This is a genomic window from Parapedobacter sp. ISTM3 (genome assembly GCF_016533505.1).
Lineage (GTDB): Bacteria > Bacteroidota > Bacteroidia > Sphingobacteriales > Sphingobacteriaceae > Parapedobacter > Parapedobacter luteus.
Genome location: NZ_JAENGN010000009.1, coordinates 171990 through 191915 on the forward strand (window position 1 = coordinate 171990; position 19926 = coordinate 191915).

The following is a 19926-nucleotide window of genomic DNA, read 5'->3' on the forward strand; positions in this document are numbered from 1 at the left end:
CATATTATGAAAACACGTGCCATATATCTCATCCCTGCTGCCCTTATCCTGTTCCACACATGCACGAGCCAACAGAAGAAAGAATCGCTGGCCACGGTGCTATCCCAACAGGAAGGGTGGGCCAAGACCGTATACCTTACCCAGGATTTTTCCGGGCTGCCTGTATTGGCGTGGACGGAGGCTGATGGCGCCGGGAGTACTTCGACGCTCTATTTTTCCGGATGGGATACAGTGAACAGGAGATTCAGCGAGCGCATCCGTGTACCTGCCAATCCGGCCCTTGTAGCCCATGCCGAAGGAATGCCCAAGATCGTGTTTTCCACGGACGGCGCCATCTACGCGGTTTATGCGGTACGGATTGAAAGCCGGCACAATCCTTATGCGGCACGGATTGAATACCTTGTTTCCCGCGATGGAGGCGATAGCTGGACCGATTCCGGTACCGTTCACCGCGACAGCACACAGGAGGCCGGCCATGATTTCTTCGATGCCATTGCATTGCAGGATGGCCGCATCGGTGTAAGCTGGCTGGACAAGTCCTACGAAAAAGGCGGAAGACCTGTCCACTTTGCCGTTACGGACCGTTCAGGCCGTTTCACACACGAGACGGTGGTGGATGATTTTGCCTGCGAATGTTGCCGCACAGCGCTGTACGAGCGTGATGGGGTCATTGCGTTGTTGTACCGGGATATTAAGCAGACTGCATCCGGTACGGTCAGGGATATCCATTACAGCATCTCGGAAGACAGTGGCCGATCGTTCCGTGAAGGAAGTGTATACAGCAAGGATGAATGGCGGGTGGACGGCTGTCCGCACAACGGCCCGGATGTGGTTACCCAAAAGGACTCGTTGTTCGCCACATGGTTTACGGCTGGCCGAAACAAAGGGCTTTTTTACGGCGAGCTCGATTATGCTACCGGAATGATCAAGCGGCAACTACTGGACTCGGAAGGACAGTTCGCACAATTGGCCCTGCTGGCGGATGGTAGGCGGATCGCCGTATACAATGCCCATCGCGCTGCGGATGGGGATGCGAGGCAGCCCGTTTTTGCGCGAACGTTTCCTGACGGAGAAACCCTATCCGTCTCTGGTGCCGATGACACCACCGATTCCCCGGTTGTCATCGGATTGCCGGATGGCTCGGCAATCGCCGCGTGGATATCCCGGGACGGCGCTCCCGCCCGGGTAAAATATAAGTACATGGACTTCCCGGCAGATTGAAGGTTTATTCCGAAAGCCGGGAAGACAGCATCCAGGGATCATGCCGATGAAAATGTGCTGAACCAAGATTGTCTTCCTTTTGAACTTCGTAGTCCGATATCAACCGATCATAAAGGTCTTTCTGCATTTTCGCTTGCCGCGGTCGAAAAGCTGCATATCCAAAAAGTGCTTAATTATACACAGGGCAACAAAGCTGAGGCTGCCCGGCTGTTGGAAATCGGGATAGCGACTTTGTACAGGAAAATTGAGGAATACAAGATAAAATAAATTAATAGAAAGAACAAGTCAGGCGGCAAACCTACCGGATCAGTGATTGGTGAAATATTTCTTTATCAATTTATATACTTCAAACCACAGCACCGAGACGGAGGCAATCAGAAAGGAAACCCCCAGTTCTGTCGCGCGTAGCGGCGTGACGTCAAAGAATCGGGAAAGTGGCTTCACGTATAGGATGATGAAGAGTACGGCCAACACCAGCACCGTGATGCCGGTAAGCAGGGGATTTCGACTCCTGAACCGCTCGAAAATACTGTAGTAGGACGAGCGGTTGGCAAAACTCAGCAGGATGTTTGCAAAAATCAGCGTCGTAAACACCATGGTTCTCGTTTTTTCTTCGTTGCCGCCGGCCTGTACAGTCAGTTGGTAGGCAAACAGCACACCGGCAGTAATCACCAACCCCTGGACGATGCTGAGGATCAGTTCAGGCCCGTTCAAAAACGTGTTGGTCATCATCCGCGGCGGGCGTTGCATCGCGTTCCGTTCGAGGGGTTCATGTTCATAGACGATGGAGCAGGTAGGCCCCATCACCAGCTCCAGGAAGATGACGTGGACGGGTGTAAAGATCTGCGGGTATACCCAGCCCAAAAACAGGGGCAGGGAAACCGCCAGGATGATGGGAATATGAATGGAAATGATGTATTGAACGGCTTTTTTGATATTGGCATATATCCGTCTTCCGGCGGCGATGCCGGTGATCAGCTTGTCCAGATCATCGTTGGTAATCACGAGCGCGGCGGCCGATTTGGCTATCTCCGTCCCTTTGTTGCCCATGGCCACACCGATGTGGGCGGCTTTCAGCGCCGGGCCGTCGTTCACCCCGTCGCCCAGCATGGCCACCACCTCCCCCCGTTTTTTAAGTGCGTTCACTACGGCAAGCTTGGCCTCGGGAAACATCCGCGTAAACAGCGTGGTACGCGCCGAGAGCTCCATAAGTACTTCTTCCGAGCAGTTGATGATCTCGCTGCCGTTTACGGGCGGAGCGTCGTTGCTGATGCCTGCCTGGGCGGCAATGGCGTTCGTCGTATCGGCGTTATCACCTGTAATGACCTTGACGGCGATTCCGGCCTCGTAAATCCGTTTGAAGACCTCTTTGATACCGTTCTTCGGTGGGTCGTAGAAAACCGTCAGTCCCAGAAACTCGAAGGGGAAATCTTGCTGTTTTTCGGGAAAGTCATCTCCCTCAAACTGCGCTTTGGCCACCCCCAGTATACGATACCCCTGCTGTGCAAATGCCCTTATACGGGTCCTCACCTGCTCCTTTTCCCCGGCTGGCAGCCGGGATGCGTTGAGTATGGCTTCGGGCGCGCCTTTGGCAGCAATGATGCGGTTCCGGTGGGCGTCTTCGAAAATGTGTGTCATCATCGGGGGCTTCCCTTCCAGGGAGTATTCGCGGAACATGCGGTAGTCGTCCCGCAGGTCGTACGGCTGCGTTTGCTCATAAACGCTGTGCAGCGTTTTCTCCATGGGGTCGAAGGGGGCGGGTTCGCTGCTCCACATCGCGTAGCTGATGAGCGTCCGCAGTTCAGGGGTTTTGAATGCCTCTTCGTCATAGGTCTTACCGGTCTGGAAGTCGTGCAGGTTGATCAGTTGCATCGTGTTTTGGGTAATCGTGCCTGTTTTGTCGGTGCAGATAACGGTGGTGCTGCCCAGCGTCTCCACGACACTGCTTCGCTTGATGATGATGCCCTGCTGCATCAGTTTCCAGGCACCCAACGCCATGAAGGTAGTGAAAGCGACCGGTATTTCTTCGGGCAGCACGGACATGGCCAGCGTAAGCCCGTTGAGCAGGCTCGCAATGACGTCACCGGTCTGGTAGTACCGGAAGAGGCAGACCATCAGGAAAATGGCAACGCCGATGATGGCCATCGTTTTCACGAACCTGGTGATCTGGATCTGTAGGGGGGAAGATTCCGCTTTTATCGTCAATAGCGATTCGCCGATTTGACCCACACGGGTTTCCTTCCCGATTTTCGTTACTTCGAAAACGGCCAGTCCCGAAACGGTGAGCGTACCGCTGTATACCTGGTTGTCTTCCGACTGGCTGTCCTTGAATACGGAAAAGCTCTCCCCGGTAAGCGAAGCTTCGTTGACGGAGAAGTCGTTGCTGTGAACAATACGCCCATCGGCGTTGATGATTTTTCCTTCTTCGGTGATGCAGAGGTCGCCCACCGCAATTTCGCGGGTGGGAATGTCGACGATGATCGAATTCCGGATCACGCGGCTCAGCGGTTCATTGAGTTTTTCCAGTGCTTGCAACGCCCTCTTGCTGCGGTTATCCTGGTAAAACGATATGGCAGAGACCGCGACGATGGCTGCAAACATAAAAGCCGCCTCGCCGTAGTCGCCTACCATTACGTAGATCAGCGAGATGGCGATGAGCAGGATCAGCATCGGCTCTTTGAGGATGCCGGCCAGCAGCGACAGCCAGGAGCTATTGGCCGCAGCAGCTAACTGGTTATAGCCATATTGCTTTCTGGAAGCGGCTACCTCCGCGTCGCTGAGGCCTGTTAGATGGACGGGGACGTGATAGGGCATACACCAAACGTTCTGGCGGTTTGAGAAATGGCTTACCGGATACGAATTACTGCAATTTTGAACTTCGCTAATAGCTTTTGAAGCGTTATCTTCAGGAGATGCAAAAATTTCCACCTTTTTGGGTTTGCCTCCTTGTAGTGGAGTATGTTTCCATCATTGCCCTGCCGCCACGCCCCTGCTTCATGATGGATGCTGTAAACACACGTCATCGGATGATATTGGGGAGAATCGAAATAATAGGAAGGGTACACCCGTATCCCTTCCCTCAATAGCTGTTCCTCATCGCGGAAGCCATCATCGTCATAGCCATAATTGAGGGCAACGGTGGCCATCACTTCCGGAATGATGGTCATATCATATTGAAACTCGATAGGGAATTTCGTGCTCCTGGTACGGATAAAGTGCCGTTCGGTATAAAACTCCAAACAGTCCTTAAGGAAAGGATGGCCTTTTTCGGCGCCAAAGCAATGGGCCGTCAACCAATGGAACTTCCTTCCGTGCCCTTTGGCGCCGGCTTCATTTGCGATAAACATGCGATTGTCCAATACCGGGTCAAAAGGCTTAAACACCTCGATGTCCGTATCAAACCAAATCCCCCCATGATGATAAACCGCATAAAGGCGTAAAAAATCGGACGCAAAAGCCCATTTGCGCACACTTACCGCTTCATTCGCAAACGTGTTGTTGATTTCGGCCAGCATTTTGCCGTCCCACAGCACATATTCATATTCGGGCATGAGTTTTTTCCATGTTGCCATAATGGTTTGAATACTGGGCGGGATTGGATCGTTGCTAAACCATGAGTAGTGTATTGTTTTTGGAATCATGGTAGATTTATTTAGTATCTGGATAATGTTATTCGTAGTCTATCATCATTTTATCGTCAGTTCTTATGAATGGCCCACGGCAGAACCGCTACCTAACCCCATGCGTTAAATCCGGTATTTCCCTGCTTTAATGGACAAATGTTGCGGCAGCCCGCGCCCAGTATTTATCGTCAAGCAGTTCTGATTCATCTGGATATAAAGGAGAACCAAATTGGTTTGGGAATTGTTTTTCACGATTTAGTACCCAGTATTTGGGCGTCGTTGACCGGACGCACCTACCCGTGGGTAAGAACATATAGCTATTTTTAATTAACAAAACTTTATCCCACCTTTGTATACGTTTTTCACAATGAGATGATTCAATTCCTAAAGGACAGCACATTTGCTGTAAACGACGTTATCAACCGATCGTGGGACCTGCTTAAGCAGCATTATTTTTCGATTGCCGGCCTGTGTTTCCTGCTGTTTTTGACGTCCAACACGTCCGGTATCCTGGCGTTTTATTTTAGCGAAGTAAGCACATCCCTCAGCGTGTTTATGGCGTTCCTTTTTGTTATCCTTTATTTCGGTACGCAGCTTACGCTTTTTAAATACATTGTTACGCTGATTGATAGAAAGGAGAAAATCAATCTTGCCGATACCATACCGAGCACGAGGGAGCTGATCTATTTTTTCACCGGCATGTTTACCATCACGCTGCTCGCGTTGCTGCTGTATCTTTTGATTTCCGTGGTAGCATTTCCGCTGGTTTATGCACGCATACCGGTGTCATCGATGGTCAATACCGCCCGTGTGATTGCAGCCATTGTGATCTTTGTCTTCCTGCTGCGCGTAGCCTTTTATCCGTTTTTCATCATTGAACGGCATGCGGGACCATTCCGGTCGCTGCGCCTCAGTTTGGCACTCACCAAAGGAAATGTGACTAAACTATTGCTCATCTTAGCTTTTTTTGCCATTTTGCACCTCTTATATTTGTATTTCAATTATGCGGGGTATCCCATGGTGTCCACGGCATTGAGCTTGGTGAATTCATTTCTGGTCGGGCCGCTGTCAAGCGTAGTGATTGCGATGGCTTATCGCAATATGATGGCCGACTACCAGGGAGGGGATGACCCAAAGGTGATAAAGAATATTATTTAAGTCGGGAGCCGGGAGTCCGAAATTGTCAGTCTTAAGTTGTAAGAACATTTTGAGCAAAAAACGAATAGCGTTATTGGGTGCCACAGGGAGTATCGGAACGCAGGCGTTGGAAGTGGTACAGGCCTATCCCGAACGATTTGATATACAGGTGCTCACCGCTGCTACCAATGCCGAGTTGCTGGTTCGGCAGGCGCGGACGTTCCACCCACGGGTGGTGGTCATAGCTGATGAAAGCAAGTACCTTGGTGTGAAAAATGCCCTGCGGGATATTCCGGTTACCGTCTTGGCCGGAGAGGCAGCGTTGGAGGAAGTGGTCCGGGATGGTGCAATTGATCTGGTGATCAGTGCTTTAGTGGGTTCGGCAGGGCTGCGGCCTACCGTAGCCGCCATCAGGGCTGGCAAGGACATCGCGCTGGCCAACAAGGAAACGCTGGTGGTGGCAGGCCAGTTGGTCATGGAGCTCGTGCAAAAACATGGTGTAAACCTCTTGCCGGTAGATTCCGAGCATTCGGCTATCTTTCAGTGCATGGTGGGGGAAGCAGGCGCCACGGTCGACAAAATATACCTCACGGCATCGGGCGGGCCCTTCAGGGGCAAGAACCGCGAATACCTTACTTCGGTGAGTTGTGAGCAGGCGCTTCGCCATCCCAATTGGGTAATGGGCGCTAAAATCACCATAGACTCGGCGACATTGATGAATAAAGGGCTGGAAGTCATTGAGGCAAAATGGCTGTTTGGCTTACAGGCACGACAAATTGACGTGGTGGTGCACCCGCAGTCCATTGTCCACTCGTTGGTGCAATTTGCTGATGGGAGCATCAAAGCGCAGCTCGGTTTGCCGGATATGAAACTGCCTATCCAATATGCGCTTACGTATCCCGATAGGGTGGAAAACAACTTCAAACGCTTTAATTTTGTGGATTTCCCTGAATTGACCTTCGAGCGGCCGGATACCGTCGCTTTCCGCAATTTGGCATTGGCCTATCAGGCCATGGAAGCCGGAGGCAACATGCCCTGCATATTGAACGCTGCCAATGAAGTGGTGGTGGCAGCATTTTTGAAAGGCAATGTGGGATTTTTGCAGATGAGCGATATCATTGAAGAAACGATGCAGCGGGCCGTGCACATGGCTGCAGCTACGTTGGATGACTATATGGAGACCGACCGGAAAAGCCGGGAAATCGCCGTGGAGCTCGTAACAAAAGCTAAAAATTTATATCATATAGCAAAGTAAATTAAATGGGTGTATTGGTAATGATTGGGCAGGTATTGTTAGGCTTGTCCATATTGGTTGTGTTGCACGAATTTGGCCATTTTCTGGCCGCCCGTGCGTTTGGTATTAAGGTCGAGAAATTTTATTTGTTCTTTGATGCATGGGGCATCAAGTTATTCAAATTCACGTATAAAGATGTGGAGTACGGCATTGGTTGGCTCCCGTTGGGCGGGTACGTCAAGATTGCTGGTATGATAGACGAATCCATGGATACGGAGCAACTAAAAGCTGATCCGCAGCCTTGGGAGTTCCGTTCCAAGCCGGCTTGGCAGCGCCTTATCGTGATGTTGGGCGGTATTATCGTCAACATTATCCTTGGGATGTTTATCTTCTGGATGCTGACCTTTAAATATGGTGAAACGTATATCGACAATACGAAGTTGGCCAATGGCGTGACACCGGGTATCATAGGCAAGAAGATTGGACTGCAACCTGGCGACCGGATTACGGAGATTGACGGACAGCCCGTGCTTCGGTTTGACGAGCTGCTGGGTTCAAAGGTATTGATGGGCAACACGTCGCTGACCGTGGAGCGGGGCGATAAGACACTGACCATCGCCGTACCGGGCGATATCCTGAATGACGTGGCGGATTATGACCGCAATGAATTTGTGGGGCTTCGCTCGCGTACCATGGCCGTGGATTCGGTGATTGCAGGCAGTGCCGCAGAAAAGGCGGGTGTACGTCCTGGTGACAGTATTTTGGCCGTCAATGGCCAGCCTACGCCGTTTTGGGATCAGGTGCGCGAGGCTGTAAGCAGCCATGCCGGCGGCGCTGTATCGCTGGCGGTGCTCCGCGGCGCTGATACCGCGCTCATTGAGGCCACGGTACCCCAAGATGGTGCCTTAGGGTTTTTCATCCGTCCGGATACCGATTTCCCCTCCGTGACTACGCATTACGGGTTTTTCGAATCGTTGCCCGTGGGCGCATCGAAAGCCTGGGCGATGTTTGTCGATAATGCCAAGGGGATAGGCAAAATCGCGAAGGGGGAGCTGCGTGCTGATAAAGCCATTTCGGGCCCTGTCGCCATTGCGACGATGTTTGGCTCAGAGGTCAATTGGCTTAAGTTTTGGACGCTTGTGGGGCTGCTCTCGATGGCATTGGCGCTGATGAACTTGTTGCCTATCCCGGCGTTGGACGGCGGACATGTACTGTTCCTGCTGATCGAAATGATCCAAGGCAAACCGCTAAGTGATAAGTTTCTCGAAAAGGCTCAGATTGCCGGCTTTTTCATTCTCTTGGCATTGATGGTGTTTGTCTTCGGCAACGACATTATGAAGATTGTGAATAAATGATAAACGGCAGCAGGCAATAAGCAGTAGGCTGTATGCGTTAGGCTTATTGCCTATCGGTTAAAAGCAATAAATAATCAATAATTATGGAAAGACGTCATTTCATCAAACGAGCCGGGGCGGCGGTTGCCCTGGCCGGCGTGGGCGGCGGCGTATTGGCTGCATGCAGTCCGCCGGCTTCCAATCAGGAGAACAGTCAAACCAGTGAAACCCAAGAAACCTCACCAAGCATGCAAAACAACGAAGTAATCGCACACTATGTGCTTTTCTGGCTCAACGATGGCCTATCTGAACAGGAAGTCAATGACTTTACCGGATTCTTCGAAGAGTTGAAGACGATCCCCGGCATCAAATCCCTGCACTATGGACGTGCAGCTGCTACCCATCAACGCGACGTGGTAGACAACAGCTTCACCTATAACTTATTGGTGTATTTCGATTCAATGGATGAAATTAACGTCTATGAGACACATCCGATCCACCTGGCGGCCATCGAGAAGTACTCCAAGTTCTGGAATAAAGTGGTTGTACACGACTCCGTGCTGAAGCAAGCGGTTGTTTGAGGCATGGACGGGAAAAGCCGGAAAGATATTTACCCGGGTCTGGAGGTTGCTATCATCCTTAAGAAGGACCAACGTACGGGGAAGCTTACCGAGGGGGTGGTCAAGGACATCCTTACCTCGGCGGCTTTCCATTCCCGCGGCATCAAAGTGCGGCTTGAAGATGGGCAGGTCGGCCGCGTAGCGGAGATATTAGGGTAATGGCCTAACGCAACTGATGCGATAATCCCCGCTTTTGCATCAGTTGCGTACGTTTCTGACGAGGGTCACAAAACCTTTGAACGTCTGCCATTGGCCGGAATGAAGCCGGAGCTCCAAGACATAGTAATACGTTCCCTCATGCAGGTTGCCCCCGTCCCAGTTGTTTTGATAGCTGGTGGATTTATACACCTCATTGCCCCAGCGGTTGAAGACAACGAGACGGTGTGCGCTGAAATGCGCCAATCCCTGGATTTCAAGGTAATCGTTTAGACCGTCTCCATTCGGCGTAAAGGTGTTTGGAACCTGCAAGGGAATGATGGCCACCGAAACGGACGTTTCATTGTCAGCGGGGTTGTGTTCAATGTGGCCGTGCGAAATACCGGACCACATCGTTGCCTCGCCCTCGCTTTCTGCGCGTACCTGGATGCTTAGGCTGGCAGACCCGCCTCCCGGGATATCGCCGGGGTGCCAGCGCAGTTCCCGTGTCGCGGGATTGTGCATGGCCGGTTCGGTAGGCGTTATTTCAGTGGCGGTTATCGCCCCCGGCCGGTTGGTCGCCGGGTTGACCGGATTCGGTGTTACTTGGACAACAGATACGTTATCGGGCAAAATCGATCGAACTTCCACATTCACGGCAAGATTTTCGCTGTTGTTTACCACAAACAACTGATAGTTGAATAAGCTCCCTATAACCACGGCTTGCTGATCCGCTGTGCCTTGGATAGCCATGTCTACCGCGATTGGTGCGGTCTCAGGGTCTACAATGACCTCTACGGGAGCAGAAGGTTCCGAATGGCAGTGTATTCCCAACGCCATGACCGTATAAGTGCCTGCTTCGGTTACCGTAAGCCGTTGGTTGTGGTAGCCATCGATCGGATCACCATTTTTAAACCACAGGTACGAAAGCGCGTTGGCCGCATCTGCCCGCAGTGTGATTGCACTGCCTTGAACGATACGCACAGATTGGGCCTGTGCCCAGCCGTAAATGCTGGACGCGCAGCCGAGCAACATGAGAATCAATGCGCGCTTATTCATCTCCATGCAGGATTGACCACCATGCTAATGGACCACAACGGAAGCCTACGGGCGTATCCGCATGCGGGTTATTCATCTCCGCCTGTCGGGCCTTCCGGGGTCTGGCCCGCAGCGCCTTCGATAGTAATGGTTGGTGCGCCGGGTTGTGCAGTAACCGCCACCGTCGCGTCAAAGTCTGCCGAGCAATACCGCAGTCCGGCTACCAGGTATCCCGCCCGCAGCCGGTACGTGGTCGTCGTGCCAGGCGCGATGTCCGCACTTGGTTCATACGTCGCGTTCGTGGCACCAGGTATCGGTGTTTCAGTGCCTGTGCCACCATCGGCTACGGTATACCATTGATAGCTGAATGTATCGTATGGGTCGGCAGACGTCACTGTGCCCGTGAATGCCTGGCTGCCGACGTCTTCGATACAGTAATCGGTGGCGGTAAACGATACGCTCAGCGGAGCGAACACATAAACCGCAATTTCTTGCATTTCCGATTCGCAGACCTCAGGATTGGTGGTGTCGCCAATGGTAGATACATAGTAATAGCCGGTTTGGAGATCGGCTGCCGGGATGGTGGTACCGTCAGTCAACGCCAAGGTCGTCGTTGGTGTTTCGGTTGATGTGGCACTGTAGCGTACCATCCATTGCTGGCCGGCGCCGGGCGTAGGCAGGGTCATCGGCATGCCGCTGCAGAATAACGTCACGCCGGGCATGGTCGGCGTTACCTGTGCCACCGCGGCCCTATTGAGCAGAAACACGAGCGTTGCGGTTGCGATCACGGAGCATTTAATCATTGTTGTTTTCATCATGTATTGATTTTAGTTAGTTTTCTAATCATTTAATATTGAGCGTCCGGATTTAAACTGATGTTAGGAGCGGCCGGTCTGGGTACCACGGTCACAGCGAGCTGTACGCGAGCCGACGGATACAAGTCGCTTTCGCGGGCTTCCAGCCAATAATTGCCGGTTCCGATGTTTGACGAAAGGGTGAGGAGGTTGGTTGTTGTCGTGGCACCTGGCACTTCACCGCCGCCGGTTTGGCTTGTATAAAGCCGGTAGGTGTACCCTGGCTGGAAATTTGAAATGGCCAGCGTAGCGGAATCGCCGGTACATATCCGGAGTTCGGAAACGGAAGGCCGGGGTGGGGTGATATAAAATGCAAAATAATAGAAGGCCTGCAGCAATCCTCCCAAAGTGGTGTTTATTTCCAATCGTACTCCATCGAATGCCATATTGTTCGGCGGAATAATCGCCGTGCCAACCTGGCTGCCGCCAAAGAGATTCAGGAGGTTGAGCAGCTGGGCTCCGCTATAAGACGGCTGCACGACCGAATTCCGGCCTCCGTTCGTCCGTTGCACGGCAAAGCCGCCCAGCAGATTGAGCAACGATGCGGTGCTGCCGAATTTTATAATAATCGGCGTAGCGGGCGTGGGCTTCGGCCGCGCTACGTATTGGAGGTTCTGATTGGCGGTAATCGCTCCCAGCGCTCCCAAGGTCACCGAAAGTGTGGAGAAATTTGAGGTGTCACTATCAACCGCACGCGCAGGGTTACTGACCTGCGAAAGTGTAACAATTAGCGATTGTGTCGGGCTTGATTGCTGTGCATCAGCATATACCCGTTGCCCGTATCCCGCTTTCACTGCTACGAGCAGCAGGATGAATGCGATGCAAGATGGCAGGCGGGGAGATGTGAATGTACATGTTTTAAGGCGGAACATACGGTTATCTTGGTGAAACCCCGGCATGAAGCCTACGCGTTTTCATGAACCTTGGCTGTTATCACCGCCAAAAATACCCCTTCGTGGATATTTCGTTTTGTTCACGTCGTTCATGTTTGGCTGCGTAATGGCGAGCCCCGTTAATACGCGGATGGTAACGGGTGGGATTGCAATTAAAAAATTTTAAACTTAACGCCTAAATGCTTATCTTTGCGGCCGTGAACTTTGGCGTACAATGCTGCAGGATGGAATCCCCCAAGCCCGGAAGTTTTTCCGACATGCTTTGTTTTTTTAACTGTTTCCGGCCCGTTGAGGGCTTTTTTTATGATTGTACGTTTTCACGGATGATAGAAACAATACCAACACTTTTAATAAAAACGAATGACTAATTACAGCAAGTTGCCAGCGATATTGCTGCTTGAAGACGGAACTGTTTACCATGGCAAGGCTGCCGGAAAGATAGGCACCACCGCAGGCGAGATTTGTTTTAACACGGGTACCACGGGGTATCAGGAAATTTTTACGGATCCCTCGTATTATGGCCAGATTATGGTCACTACGAATGCGCATATCGGCAATTATGGCATTGCGAGCAATGAGTCGGAGTCTGGCAAGATTCAGATTGCTGGGCTGGTTTGCAAAAACTACAGCGTGAATTACAGCCGCAAGCTGGCTGACTCATCCATCCAGACCTACTTTGAAGACGGCAACCTGGTAGGCATTTCGGATATCGATACCCGTTCGCTGGTGCGTCATATCCGCAATAAGGGCGCAATGAATGCCATCATTTCTTCGGAAACGCTGGATGTGGAAGCACTGAAGAAGCAACTGGCCGGCGTGCCTTCGATGGCCGGCCTGGAGCTGTCATCCAAGGTGACCACCGAGACGCCTTATTATTATGGCCATGAAGATGCTCCATTGCGCGTGGCGGTGCTGGATTTGGGAATCAAGAAAAATATCCTGCGCAATTTTGATGCGCGTAAGGTATATGCTAAAGTGTTTCCGGCCAGGACATCCTTTGCCGAAATGGAGGCTTGGGGCGCCGACGGCTACTTTATCTCCAACGGACCGGGAGATCCTGCGGCCATGGATTATGCCATACAGACGGTCAGAGACATCCTGGAGGCCGATAAACCGCTTTTCGGGATATGCCTCGGCCATCAGCTATTGGCGCTGGCTAATGGCATCCGTACACGGAAAATGTTCAACGGACACCGGGGAATTAACCATCCCGTGAAAAACATTATTGCCGATAGGTGCGAGATTACCAGCCAGAATCACGGATTCGGCGTGGTAGCCGAAGATATTAAGCAATCGGATGACGTTGAAATCACCCATGTAAACCTCAATGATAAATCCATTGAAGGGATACGGGTGAAAGGCAAGAAGGCATTTTCGGTGCAGTACCACCCCGAGTCGTCGCCCGGTCCGCATGACTCGCGTTACCTGTTTGATGAGTTTGTCCAGCTGATGGAAAGTGGCAAACTTGTATTGGCGCAAGAATAATTGGCCGGAGCAACGATATTGAAAATGGGACATGGATTTTCAATTAAAATCAATAAATTTGGCCGATACTATCGAGTAGTGTAAACGTTACACTAACTATGGGGACTATATTAAGCAAACGTTAACCTTAAATAGAAAAAATACATGAGTTTGATCATCGATGTACATGCGCGGCAGATACTGGATTCGCGCGGCAATCCGACCATAGAGGTCGACGTGACTACTGAAAACGGTTTTGTAGGCCGTGCGGCCGTTCCTTCGGGCGCTTCCACGGGCGTGCACGAGGCAGTGGAACTGCGGGATGGCGATAAATCCAAGTACCTGGGCAAAGGGGTGCTGAAGGCCGTTGAAAATGTGAACACCAAAATTGCCAAGGCATTGCAAGGTATCGATGTATTCGAGCAGAATGCGATAGATAAGGTGATGATTGAACTGGACGGTACCGAAAACAAGGGCAACCTGGGAGCCAACGCTATCTTGGGCGTGTCGCTTGCCGTTGCCAAGGCCGCTGCGCAGGAAAGCCGCCAGCCGGTGTACCGGTATATCGGTGGTGTCAATGCCAATACGCTGCCCATCCCGATGATGAACATCATCAACGGCGGCTCGCATTCGGATGCGCCCATCGCCTTCCAGGAATTCATGATCATGCCCGTAGGCGCGCCTTCGTTTTCAGAAGCGTTGCGTTGGGGTGCCGAGGTGTTCCACAACCTCAAGAAAATCCTGCACGACCGCGGGCTGTCTACAGCCGTAGGTGATGAGGGTGGCTTTGCTCCCGCATTCGACGGCACGGAAGATGCTGTTGAAACCATCTTGAAAGCGATCGAAAAGGCGGGATACAAACCGGGCGACGATATTTACCTGGCATTGGATTGTGCTGCTTCCGAGTTTTACAAAGACGGTAAATACGACTATACGAAATTTGAAGGCGACAAGGGCGCTGTGCGCAGCAGCGAAGAGCAGGCAGCTTACCTTGCTGAGCTTACCGCCAAATATCCGATTATATCCATTGAGGACGGCATGGCCGAAGACGATTGGGCCGGTTGGAAGGCGCTGACCGACAAGATCGGCGCAACGGTGCAGCTGGTGGGCGACGACCTGTTCGTGACCAATACCAAGCGCTTGCAGCAAGGCATCGACACCGATACGGCAAACTCCATCCTGGTAAAGGTAAACCAGATCGGCTCCCTTACCGAGACCATCAACGCCGTGTCGCTGGCACAGACCAACGGCTACACCTCGGTGATGAGCCACCGGAGCGGCGAAACGGAGGATTACACCATTGCGGATCTGGCTGTGGCGTTGAACTGCGGGCAGATTAAAACCGGCTCGGCTTCCCGTTCCGACCGGATCGCCAAATACAACCAGTTGCTCCGCATTGAAGAGGAACTGGGCGGCAATGCGCGGTTCCTGGGCAAAAGCTTCAAGTTTGCAAAGTAGCATAGACAGTTAACTCGATAAAGGGAGCAAAGTAGCTCCCTTTTTTTTGCATTTTTAGTTTTTTTTACGTTACTTTTGTGCATATGGAACGACTATTGTCCATTATCCGTAATAAATATCTCCTTGCAGCCGCGGCATTCATGGTATGGATGCTCTTCTTTGACCGGCATGATGTGACCACCCAATACGATTATTACAGCCAATTGAAAGGATTGAAGGCCGAGAAAGCGTTTTACACCGCTGAAATCGAGCGGGTGGCCAAAACGATTCACGACCTGAATACCGACCCTCAGGCGCTTCAACGTATCGCTCGCGAGAAATACAAGATGAAAAAAGAAAACGAGGATGTTTTCGTTATCGTCGAAGAGGAAGAATAATTGATATTGGAGCCGGAACTTAAGCATAGCTATAGGCAATAAACTTCAAGCCTATTGCCTACAGCCTGATGCCATTAGAATTTATAGGTGATCCCGGCCCCCAATACTTGGCGCACTTGCAGGGTAGGGCGTTCGGAGCCCGGTACAATCACACCGTCTACTTGGCGCGGAATGAGTGTGTTGTCGTCGTAAATCAATTGCACACCGCCGTTGACCGTTATGTAATCGTTTACTTTCATGAACAAGTTGAACGTATAATCGACGTCGACGTTTTGCGGATCCTCGAGGTAGTTCGAATACAGTTTGAGGATGTTTTCCACACTGATGTTTTCCATGATTTGGGCTTTGTAGTACGCGTCAAATGAAGCACCGAACTCAAAGCGCGATGTAGCGCCGGGGTCAACTCCGAATGCGCCCCTGTTGGACAGCTCATCGTTGGTGACAAAGATGAAACGGGCCGCAGCAGGAGACAGGTTGAAACGGAAGTTATCCGATTCCTTATAGGCGAAACCAGGCCCGAAGCTCAGGTAAGCCGGAGCAAAGGCCGTCGAAATCAATGAGCTGTTATTGTCGCCGTCGTATTGGAAGCCATCGGTAAACTGCGTGTTGAAATTCATGTAGAACGTATACAACCAGCGCTCCGCTGCTTGGTATCCCAATAAGCTGTTCAATACAATGCGGTCATCGTTTTTGCGCCAACCGATGGACTTTTGTTTGGTAAGGCCATATGCCGCAATCACTTTGTTATCCCAGCTCCAGCGGTCTTTCTTGTAGTTGAAATCGTAGTTGAAAATCAAATTTGCGGCAAATGAATTAATGCCGCCGGCAGCCCAATTGGAAAATGAACTCTGGTTGATTAGCAGCGTGTTTTCTCCGTTAATCCGCCAAGTCGTGTCTGACGAGGTATCTTGTGCCCGGGCACTCAGGAGTGCCAATAAACCAACACAAACGATAGATAGCGGTTTCTTCATAATAATTAATTTTGTGATACAATCGATTAAAATGCGTTTTTTAAAACAAATTGGATGCCAAATCTGTTTAATATCTTCTTATTGCTTAGATAGGCCAATAACGGTGCTGTTGGCCCCAAGTGCTGCAATTGCGCCCTACTACTTGTATGTAACGTGAATTTAACTAAGTTTGCACGATGCGGATAACCTTACTGTGTATTGGCAAGACGGACGACGCGCATTTTGCCGCCGCCATTGAAAAGTTCAGGCTCCGGTTGAAGCATTACATCACGTTCAACATGGTGGTTATCCCCGATGTCAAACATACCAAACACCTGAGCGTGGATGAGCAAAAGGCCAGGGAAGCTGCTTTGTTGTTGAAACAGTTTGCTCCCGGCGATCAGGTGGTCTTGCTGGACGAGCGGGGTAAGGAATACCGTTCCGTGGAGTTCGCGGATTACCTCAACAAATTGTTGATAACGAGTGTGCAGCACGTCGTATTTGTCGTCGGTGGGCCTTACGGTTTTGATGACGCGGTATACCGGCGGGCCAACGGGAGGATTTCCTTATCCAGGATGACGTTTTCGCACCAGATGGTGCGCCTTTTTTTTGTGGAGCAACTTTACCGGGCATTCAGCATACTAAGGGGGGAACCGTATCACCATGAATAACCGGAAAGCGAAACGAATTGTGGAATAGCGCTGCTTTTTGCATCCAAACAATAAAAAGGAGTAATTGTTAGTTTCAATTATGATGAATCAGTATAAACGGAAATACCAGTACAAGGGGGCGGACACGTCGAAAGAAAGCCGGATGTTTTGGATTATGGTAGTTATTGGCATCGTGCTCATGGCTGCGATTATCTTTTTATTCTAAGCCGTATCTTCAAAACGGGTCCCAACCGATGTTTGAAATTGCGGCTGTTTTGCGGCTTCTGATAGTCGCTGCGGTGATACCGTGTATGGCAACCGCCCTGTAGTGCGGCTTCCGGCCGCTCCTCTGCCGGCATGATACAAACGGTATGCAATTTGTTCAATGGTTATTCACTATTGCATGGCAATACTATTTGCATTATCTTTACCTCCCAGAACTTAACGTATTATTCGTCTACCGAAGTTCAATTATTTTATGGGTTTATTTCTGTTTCCGCGGCGATTGATTATTCGTCAAGGTTGTGGTGCCGTATTATGTTTTTTATACCTGCCGTTTCGGCGGCGGGGTAAGCAATGGGGTTGGGTGATATCACGTGGTTTGCAGGCGATTTATGCGCTATTAAAAACTAGCTAATGAATGTACTAATTATCGAGGATGAACAATTAGCGGTGTATATGCTATCGCAACAATTGCAGAGGTTGAGGCCTGATGTGCGGATAATCGGTGTCAAAGACAGCGTGAAATCCTCTGTAAAGTGGCTTGCTGAACATGCAACTGAGCCGGATCTGATTATTATGGATATCGGATTGACCGATGGCGATAGTTTCGAAATCTTTGACCGGATAGCTGTAGAATGTCCGGTGTTTTTTTTAACGTCCCACGAAGAATATGCCCTTAAGGCGTTTGCACTGAAGAATAGCTTGGGTTACCTGCTTAAGCCTGTCAAAAAGGAAGATTTGGCATCAGCGCTGGAGAAATTTGATCACATGAAAACCTTTTTTAACTATCGGCAGCGGATAACGGTTTAGCCACGTTCATTATCCCCCTTATGCCCGGTTAGCTGACTGCCGGGCATAAGGGGGATGCGGCAAAGCGCGTCAAATGCCGTCAGCGGCGGCATCATCGTCTACTGGCTGAGCTTCCTCATTAAATAAAGGGAGTTCCTTGATAATATGGTACCAGTTGATGATTTTCTTGATGTCCGAAGCATATACGCGTTCTTCATCATGGGCAGGAGCCACTTCCCTGAAGAATTGGCGCAAAGTCTTTCCATCCGATTTTGCATGGGGCACTTCACCGTGTGTTTTCATTCTTTCGAGAATGTCTGTCAGCTTCAATTCGTCTTCGCTGCCAAACACGGTGATATCTTCAAGCGTGGCCAATTTGGTCGTCGCCGGGTTGACCACCGATTTTATCTTTTGGTCGTCAAGGCTTTCCAACACAAAGCCACCTTTATTTTGGCCAATCAATTTAAACAATCCGGGTTTACCCGTGACGGCAACAAGTGCTTTTAGATTCATCCTGTAAGTTATTTTTCGATAATATCGATTCCCAAAATTTTGTCGCCTTGCCGGATGTCATCTATTACATCCACATTTTCAACCACTTTGCCGAAGCATGTATGATGCCCGTCGAGGTGAGCTGTGTTGGTGCGGCTGTGGCAAATAAAAAATTGGGAACCACCCGTATCGCGGCCCCGGTGGGCCATGGATAACACCCCTCTGTCGTGATATTGGTTGCCGCCGTTGAGTTCGCATTTGATCGAATATCCCGGCCCGCCTGCGCCGGTACCGGTCGGATCGCCCCCTTGGATGACAAAGTCGGGTATAACACGGTGGAAGGTCACCCCGTCATAATAGCCGGACTCCGCCAATTTTAAAAAGTTGGCTACCGTGCCTGGCGCATCGGCATCGTAAAACTGCACCGTGAGATCGCCTTTTTCTGTCTTAATAATAGCTTTGCTCATTTCTGTCGTTAAAAATTGGACGACAAAGATAGCGCTTTCAGTCGGGAGTCGGAAGGCTGAAAATATTTAGCTAAAAAAAATAGTAAATTTGTTGGTGTTCAAAACGGGTTTTTATATCTTTGATCGCTGTTAAATCACCTTAACGTTTCACAACTATGGACAAGTTATCAAGGGTTACAATTAAAAGGTGGGCCGAAGCGGACAGGCCGCGTGAAAAGCTGTTGGAACAGGGGCGCCGAGCGCTTACGGATGCGGAGCTGTTGGCCATCCTTATCGGTAGTGGTTCGCGGACAGAATCAGCCGTGGATCTGTGCAGGCGTATCCTGCATGAGCGGGGCAATGATCTGAATAACCTCTCCAGGCTTTCGGTATCCGAATTATGCCGTTACAAAGGAATAGGCGAGGCCAAAGCCATCAGCATTGTCGCTGCCCTTGAACTGGGCAGAAGGCGCAAGGGGCGTAAGGAAGAAGAACGTCCGATGCTTAATAACAGTAGACGGGTGTACGAATACCTGGAGCATGTGTATAAAGACCTTCCCTACGAAGAGTTCTGGGTGTTGTTTTTAGGGGGCGGTTGCAAACTGATCGCCAAACAGCTTATCGGCAAGGGAGGTAATGATTTTACCCCGGTAGACATCAAGCAGGTGTTGCGCCTGGCGTTGGAATATCGGGCCACCAGCCTTGTCCTTACGCATAATCACCCCTCAGGTTCCTTGAAACCCAGTACGATGGATACGCAATTGACCAACAAACTAACAGAAGCAGCCAAATACTTTGATTATTCCATAAACGATCATGTGATTTTCACCAATTCGGGGTACTACAGTTTCCGGGATAATGGGCTGCTTTAGGCCACAGCTGGTGATGGCCGGCCGTTAGCCGGGACTGTGGGCGGCGACGGCCGTGTTCGGTAACCGTGTTTGAGAAACAAGAAAAAAAATCTAAGTTTGCACAAATTCCAAACTTAG

22 protein-coding genes are annotated in these 19926 nt (G+C 50.7%); 14 read left to right on the forward strand and 8 right to left on the reverse strand.

The window, feature by feature from the left end; genetic code table 11:
* Positions 1-6 precede the first annotated feature (6 nt).
* Both JHJ32_RS13890 and JHJ32_RS23220 read left to right on the forward strand, forming a co-directional pair.
* Complete coding sequence (locus JHJ32_RS13890) at positions 7-1221, forward strand: exo-alpha-sialidase (RefSeq protein ID WP_200121339.1); 1215 nt, start codon at positions 7-9, stop codon at positions 1219-1221.
* Between the two features lie 54 nt (positions 1222-1275).
* Complete coding sequence (locus JHJ32_RS23220; RefSeq protein ID WP_370584522.1) at positions 1276-1488, forward strand: helix-turn-helix domain-containing protein; 213 nt, start codon at positions 1276-1278, stop codon at positions 1486-1488.
* A gap of 39 nt (positions 1489-1527) precedes the next feature.
* Here the strand turns inward: JHJ32_RS23220 and JHJ32_RS13900 are convergent, their stop codons facing one another.
* Positions 1528-4035, reverse strand: a complete 2508-nt coding sequence (locus JHJ32_RS13900; protein WP_200121340.1) for a cation-translocating P-type ATPase — start codon at positions 4033-4035, stop codon at positions 1528-1530.
* A gap of 32 nt (positions 4036-4067) precedes the next feature.
* On the reverse strand, positions 4068-4862 hold the full coding sequence (locus JHJ32_RS13905) for a glycosyltransferase family 32 protein (protein WP_079717811.1): 795 nt from the start codon (positions 4860-4862) through the stop codon (positions 4068-4070).
* A gap of 354 nt (positions 4863-5216) precedes the next feature.
* On the opposite strand from JHJ32_RS13905, the gene JHJ32_RS13910 reads away from it, so the two are divergent.
* The 5 genes from JHJ32_RS13910 (at position 5217) to JHJ32_RS13930 (ending at position 9328) form a co-directional block, all read left to right on the forward strand.
* The gene (locus JHJ32_RS13910) at positions 5217-6002 is read left to right on the forward strand and encodes a beta-carotene 15,15'-monooxygenase (protein WP_200121341.1); all 786 of its coding nucleotides are present in this window, start codon (positions 5217-5219) and stop codon (positions 6000-6002) included.
* A gap of 49 nt (positions 6003-6051) precedes the next feature.
* The gene (locus JHJ32_RS13915; RefSeq protein ID WP_200121342.1) at positions 6052-7236 is read left to right on the forward strand and encodes a 1-deoxy-D-xylulose-5-phosphate reductoisomerase; all 1185 of its coding nucleotides are present in this window, start codon (positions 6052-6054) and stop codon (positions 7234-7236) included.
* A 5-nt stretch (positions 7237-7241) separates the two neighbouring features.
* A complete protein-coding gene (gene rseP, locus JHJ32_RS13920; protein ID WP_200121343.1) occupies positions 7242-8570 on the forward strand; it encodes an RIP metalloprotease RseP in 1329 nt (442 codons plus the stop codon).
* A gap of 83 nt (positions 8571-8653) precedes the next feature.
* On the forward strand, positions 8654-9130 hold the full coding sequence (locus JHJ32_RS13925; RefSeq protein ID WP_079717815.1) for a Dabb family protein: 477 nt from the start codon (positions 8654-8656) through the stop codon (positions 9128-9130).
* Between the two features lie 3 nt (positions 9131-9133).
* Positions 9134-9328 carry a YwbE family protein gene (locus JHJ32_RS13930; protein ID WP_079717816.1) on the forward strand — a complete coding sequence of 65 codons (195 nt, stop codon included), beginning with the start codon at positions 9134-9136 and terminating at the stop codon, positions 9326-9328.
* Positions 9329-9367: 39 nt separating this feature from the next.
* Here JHJ32_RS13930 and JHJ32_RS13935 read toward each other — a convergent pair whose 3' ends face one another.
* The 3 genes from JHJ32_RS13935 to JHJ32_RS13945 form a co-directional block, all read right to left on the reverse strand.
* Entirely contained in the window at positions 9368-10363 is a 996-nt protein-coding gene (locus JHJ32_RS13935; protein ID WP_200121344.1) for a gliding motility-associated C-terminal domain-containing protein, read from the reverse strand.
* A 68-nt stretch (positions 10364-10431) separates the two neighbouring features.
* Entirely contained in the window at positions 10432-11160 is a 729-nt protein-coding gene (locus JHJ32_RS13940) for a hypothetical protein (protein WP_139378725.1), read from the reverse strand.
* A 29-nt stretch (positions 11161-11189) separates the two neighbouring features.
* Complete coding sequence (locus tag JHJ32_RS13945; RefSeq protein WP_233632658.1) at positions 11190-12095, reverse strand: hypothetical protein; 906 nt, start codon at positions 12093-12095, stop codon at positions 11190-11192.
* A gap of 354 nt (positions 12096-12449) precedes the next feature.
* On the opposite strand from JHJ32_RS13945, the gene carA reads away from it, so the two are divergent.
* From carA to JHJ32_RS13960, 3 genes are all read left to right on the forward strand, one after another.
* Positions 12450-13574, forward strand: coding sequence for a glutamine-hydrolyzing carbamoyl-phosphate synthase small subunit (gene carA, locus JHJ32_RS13950; RefSeq protein WP_200121346.1), 1125 nt, complete (start codon positions 12450-12452; stop codon positions 13572-13574).
* A 144-nt stretch (positions 13575-13718) separates the two neighbouring features.
* Positions 13719-15011, forward strand: coding sequence for a phosphopyruvate hydratase (gene eno / locus JHJ32_RS13955; protein ID WP_079717821.1), 1293 nt, complete (start codon positions 13719-13721; stop codon positions 15009-15011).
* Between the two features lie 83 nt (positions 15012-15094).
* Entirely contained in the window at positions 15095-15388 is a 294-nt protein-coding gene (locus JHJ32_RS13960; protein ID WP_079717822.1) for a septum formation initiator family protein, read from the forward strand.
* A 74-nt stretch (positions 15389-15462) separates the two neighbouring features.
* Here the strand turns inward: JHJ32_RS13960 and JHJ32_RS13965 are convergent, their stop codons facing one another.
* Complete coding sequence (locus tag JHJ32_RS13965; RefSeq protein WP_079717823.1) at positions 15463-16359, reverse strand: DUF3078 domain-containing protein; 897 nt, start codon at positions 16357-16359, stop codon at positions 15463-15465.
* A 176-nt stretch (positions 16360-16535) separates the two neighbouring features.
* Here JHJ32_RS13965 and rlmH point away from each other — a divergent pair, with 176 nt between their 5' ends.
* The 3 genes from rlmH to JHJ32_RS13975 all read left to right on the forward strand — a co-directional run bounded on the left by rlmH (position 16536) and on the right by JHJ32_RS13975 (position 18020).
* On the forward strand, positions 16536-17009 hold the full coding sequence (rlmH, locus tag JHJ32_RS13970; protein WP_079717824.1) for a 23S rRNA (pseudouridine(1915)-N(3))-methyltransferase RlmH: 474 nt from the start codon (positions 16536-16538) through the stop codon (positions 17007-17009).
* Between the two features lie 79 nt (positions 17010-17088).
* Positions 17089-17214, forward strand: coding sequence for a hypothetical protein (locus tag JHJ32_RS23025; RefSeq protein ID WP_255539775.1), 126 nt, complete (start codon positions 17089-17091; stop codon positions 17212-17214).
* Positions 17215-17624: 410 nt separating this feature from the next.
* The gene (locus tag JHJ32_RS13975) at positions 17625-18020 is read left to right on the forward strand and encodes a LytTR family DNA-binding domain-containing protein (RefSeq protein WP_079717825.1); all 396 of its coding nucleotides are present in this window, start codon (positions 17625-17627) and stop codon (positions 18018-18020) included.
* Between the two features lie 69 nt (positions 18021-18089).
* On the opposite strand, the gene JHJ32_RS13980 is transcribed toward JHJ32_RS13975, so the two are convergent.
* Together JHJ32_RS13980 and JHJ32_RS13985 are read right to left on the reverse strand one after the other, a co-directional pair.
* Positions 18090-18512, reverse strand: coding sequence for a DUF5606 domain-containing protein (locus JHJ32_RS13980; RefSeq protein WP_200121347.1), 423 nt, complete (start codon positions 18510-18512; stop codon positions 18090-18092).
* A gap of 8 nt (positions 18513-18520) precedes the next feature.
* Positions 18521-18958 carry a peptidylprolyl isomerase gene (locus JHJ32_RS13985; protein WP_079717827.1) on the reverse strand — a complete coding sequence of 146 codons (438 nt, stop codon included), beginning with the start codon at positions 18956-18958 and terminating at the stop codon, positions 18521-18523.
* A gap of 155 nt (positions 18959-19113) precedes the next feature.
* On the opposite strand from JHJ32_RS13985, the gene radC reads away from it, so the two are divergent.
* Positions 19114-19809 carry a DNA repair protein RadC gene (gene radC, locus JHJ32_RS13990; protein ID WP_079717828.1) on the forward strand — a complete coding sequence of 232 codons (696 nt, stop codon included), beginning with the start codon at positions 19114-19116 and terminating at the stop codon, positions 19807-19809.
* Positions 19810-19926 lie beyond the last annotated feature (117 nt).

Excerpts from the sequence above, each read along its gene's own strand:
- JHJ32_RS13925 (WP_079717815.1), top strand. The coding sequence starts at position 8,654 with ATGGAAAGACGTCATTTCATCAAACGAGCCGGGGCGGCGGTTGCCCTG.
- JHJ32_RS13980 (WP_200121347.1), bottom strand. The coding sequence starts at position 18,512 with ATGAATCTAAAAGCACTTGTTGCCGTCACGGGTAAACCCGGATTGTTT.
- carA (WP_200121346.1), top strand. The coding sequence starts at position 12,450 with ATGACTAATTACAGCAAGTTGCCAGCGATATTGCTGCTTGAAGACGGA.
- rseP (WP_200121343.1), top strand. The coding sequence starts at position 7,242 with ATGGGTGTATTGGTAATGATTGGGCAGGTATTGTTAGGCTTGTCCATA.
- JHJ32_RS13890 (WP_200121339.1), top strand. The coding sequence starts at position 7 with ATGAAAACACGTGCCATATATCTCATCCCTGCTGCCCTTATCCTGTTC.
- rlmH (WP_079717824.1), top strand. The coding sequence starts at position 16,536 with ATGCGGATAACCTTACTGTGTATTGGCAAGACGGACGACGCGCATTTT.
- JHJ32_RS13965 (WP_079717823.1), bottom strand. The coding sequence starts at position 16,359 with ATGAAGAAACCGCTATCTATCGTTTGTGTTGGTTTATTGGCACTCCTG.
- JHJ32_RS13985 (WP_079717827.1), bottom strand. The coding sequence starts at position 18,958 with ATGAGCAAAGCTATTATTAAGACAGAAAAAGGCGATCTCACGGTGCAG.
- JHJ32_RS13945 (WP_233632658.1), bottom strand. The coding sequence starts at position 12,095 with ATGCCGGGGTTTCACCAAGATAACCGTATGTTCCGCCTTAAAACATGT.
- eno (WP_079717821.1), top strand. The coding sequence starts at position 13,719 with ATGAGTTTGATCATCGATGTACATGCGCGGCAGATACTGGATTCGCGC.
- JHJ32_RS13935 (WP_200121344.1), bottom strand. The coding sequence starts at position 10,363 with ATGAATAAGCGCGCATTGATTCTCATGTTGCTCGGCTGCGCGTCCAGC.
- radC (WP_079717828.1), top strand. The coding sequence starts at position 19,114 with ATGGACAAGTTATCAAGGGTTACAATTAAAAGGTGGGCCGAAGCGGAC.
- JHJ32_RS13900 (WP_200121340.1), bottom strand. The coding sequence starts at position 4,035 with ATGCCCTATCACGTCCCCGTCCATCTAACAGGCCTCAGCGACGCGGAG.
- JHJ32_RS13940 (WP_139378725.1), bottom strand. The coding sequence starts at position 11,160 with ATGATGAAAACAACAATGATTAAATGCTCCGTGATCGCAACCGCAACG.
- JHJ32_RS13905 (WP_079717811.1), bottom strand. The coding sequence starts at position 4,862 with ATGATTCCAAAAACAATACACTACTCATGGTTTAGCAACGATCCAATC.
- JHJ32_RS13975 (WP_079717825.1), top strand. The coding sequence starts at position 17,625 with ATGAATGTACTAATTATCGAGGATGAACAATTAGCGGTGTATATGCTA.
- JHJ32_RS13930 (WP_079717816.1), top strand. The coding sequence starts at position 9,134 with ATGGACGGGAAAAGCCGGAAAGATATTTACCCGGGTCTGGAGGTTGCT.
- JHJ32_RS13960 (WP_079717822.1), top strand. The coding sequence starts at position 15,095 with ATGGAACGACTATTGTCCATTATCCGTAATAAATATCTCCTTGCAGCC.
- JHJ32_RS13910 (WP_200121341.1), top strand. The coding sequence starts at position 5,217 with ATGATTCAATTCCTAAAGGACAGCACATTTGCTGTAAACGACGTTATC.
- JHJ32_RS23025 (WP_255539775.1), top strand. The coding sequence starts at position 17,089 with ATGATGAATCAGTATAAACGGAAATACCAGTACAAGGGGGCGGACACG.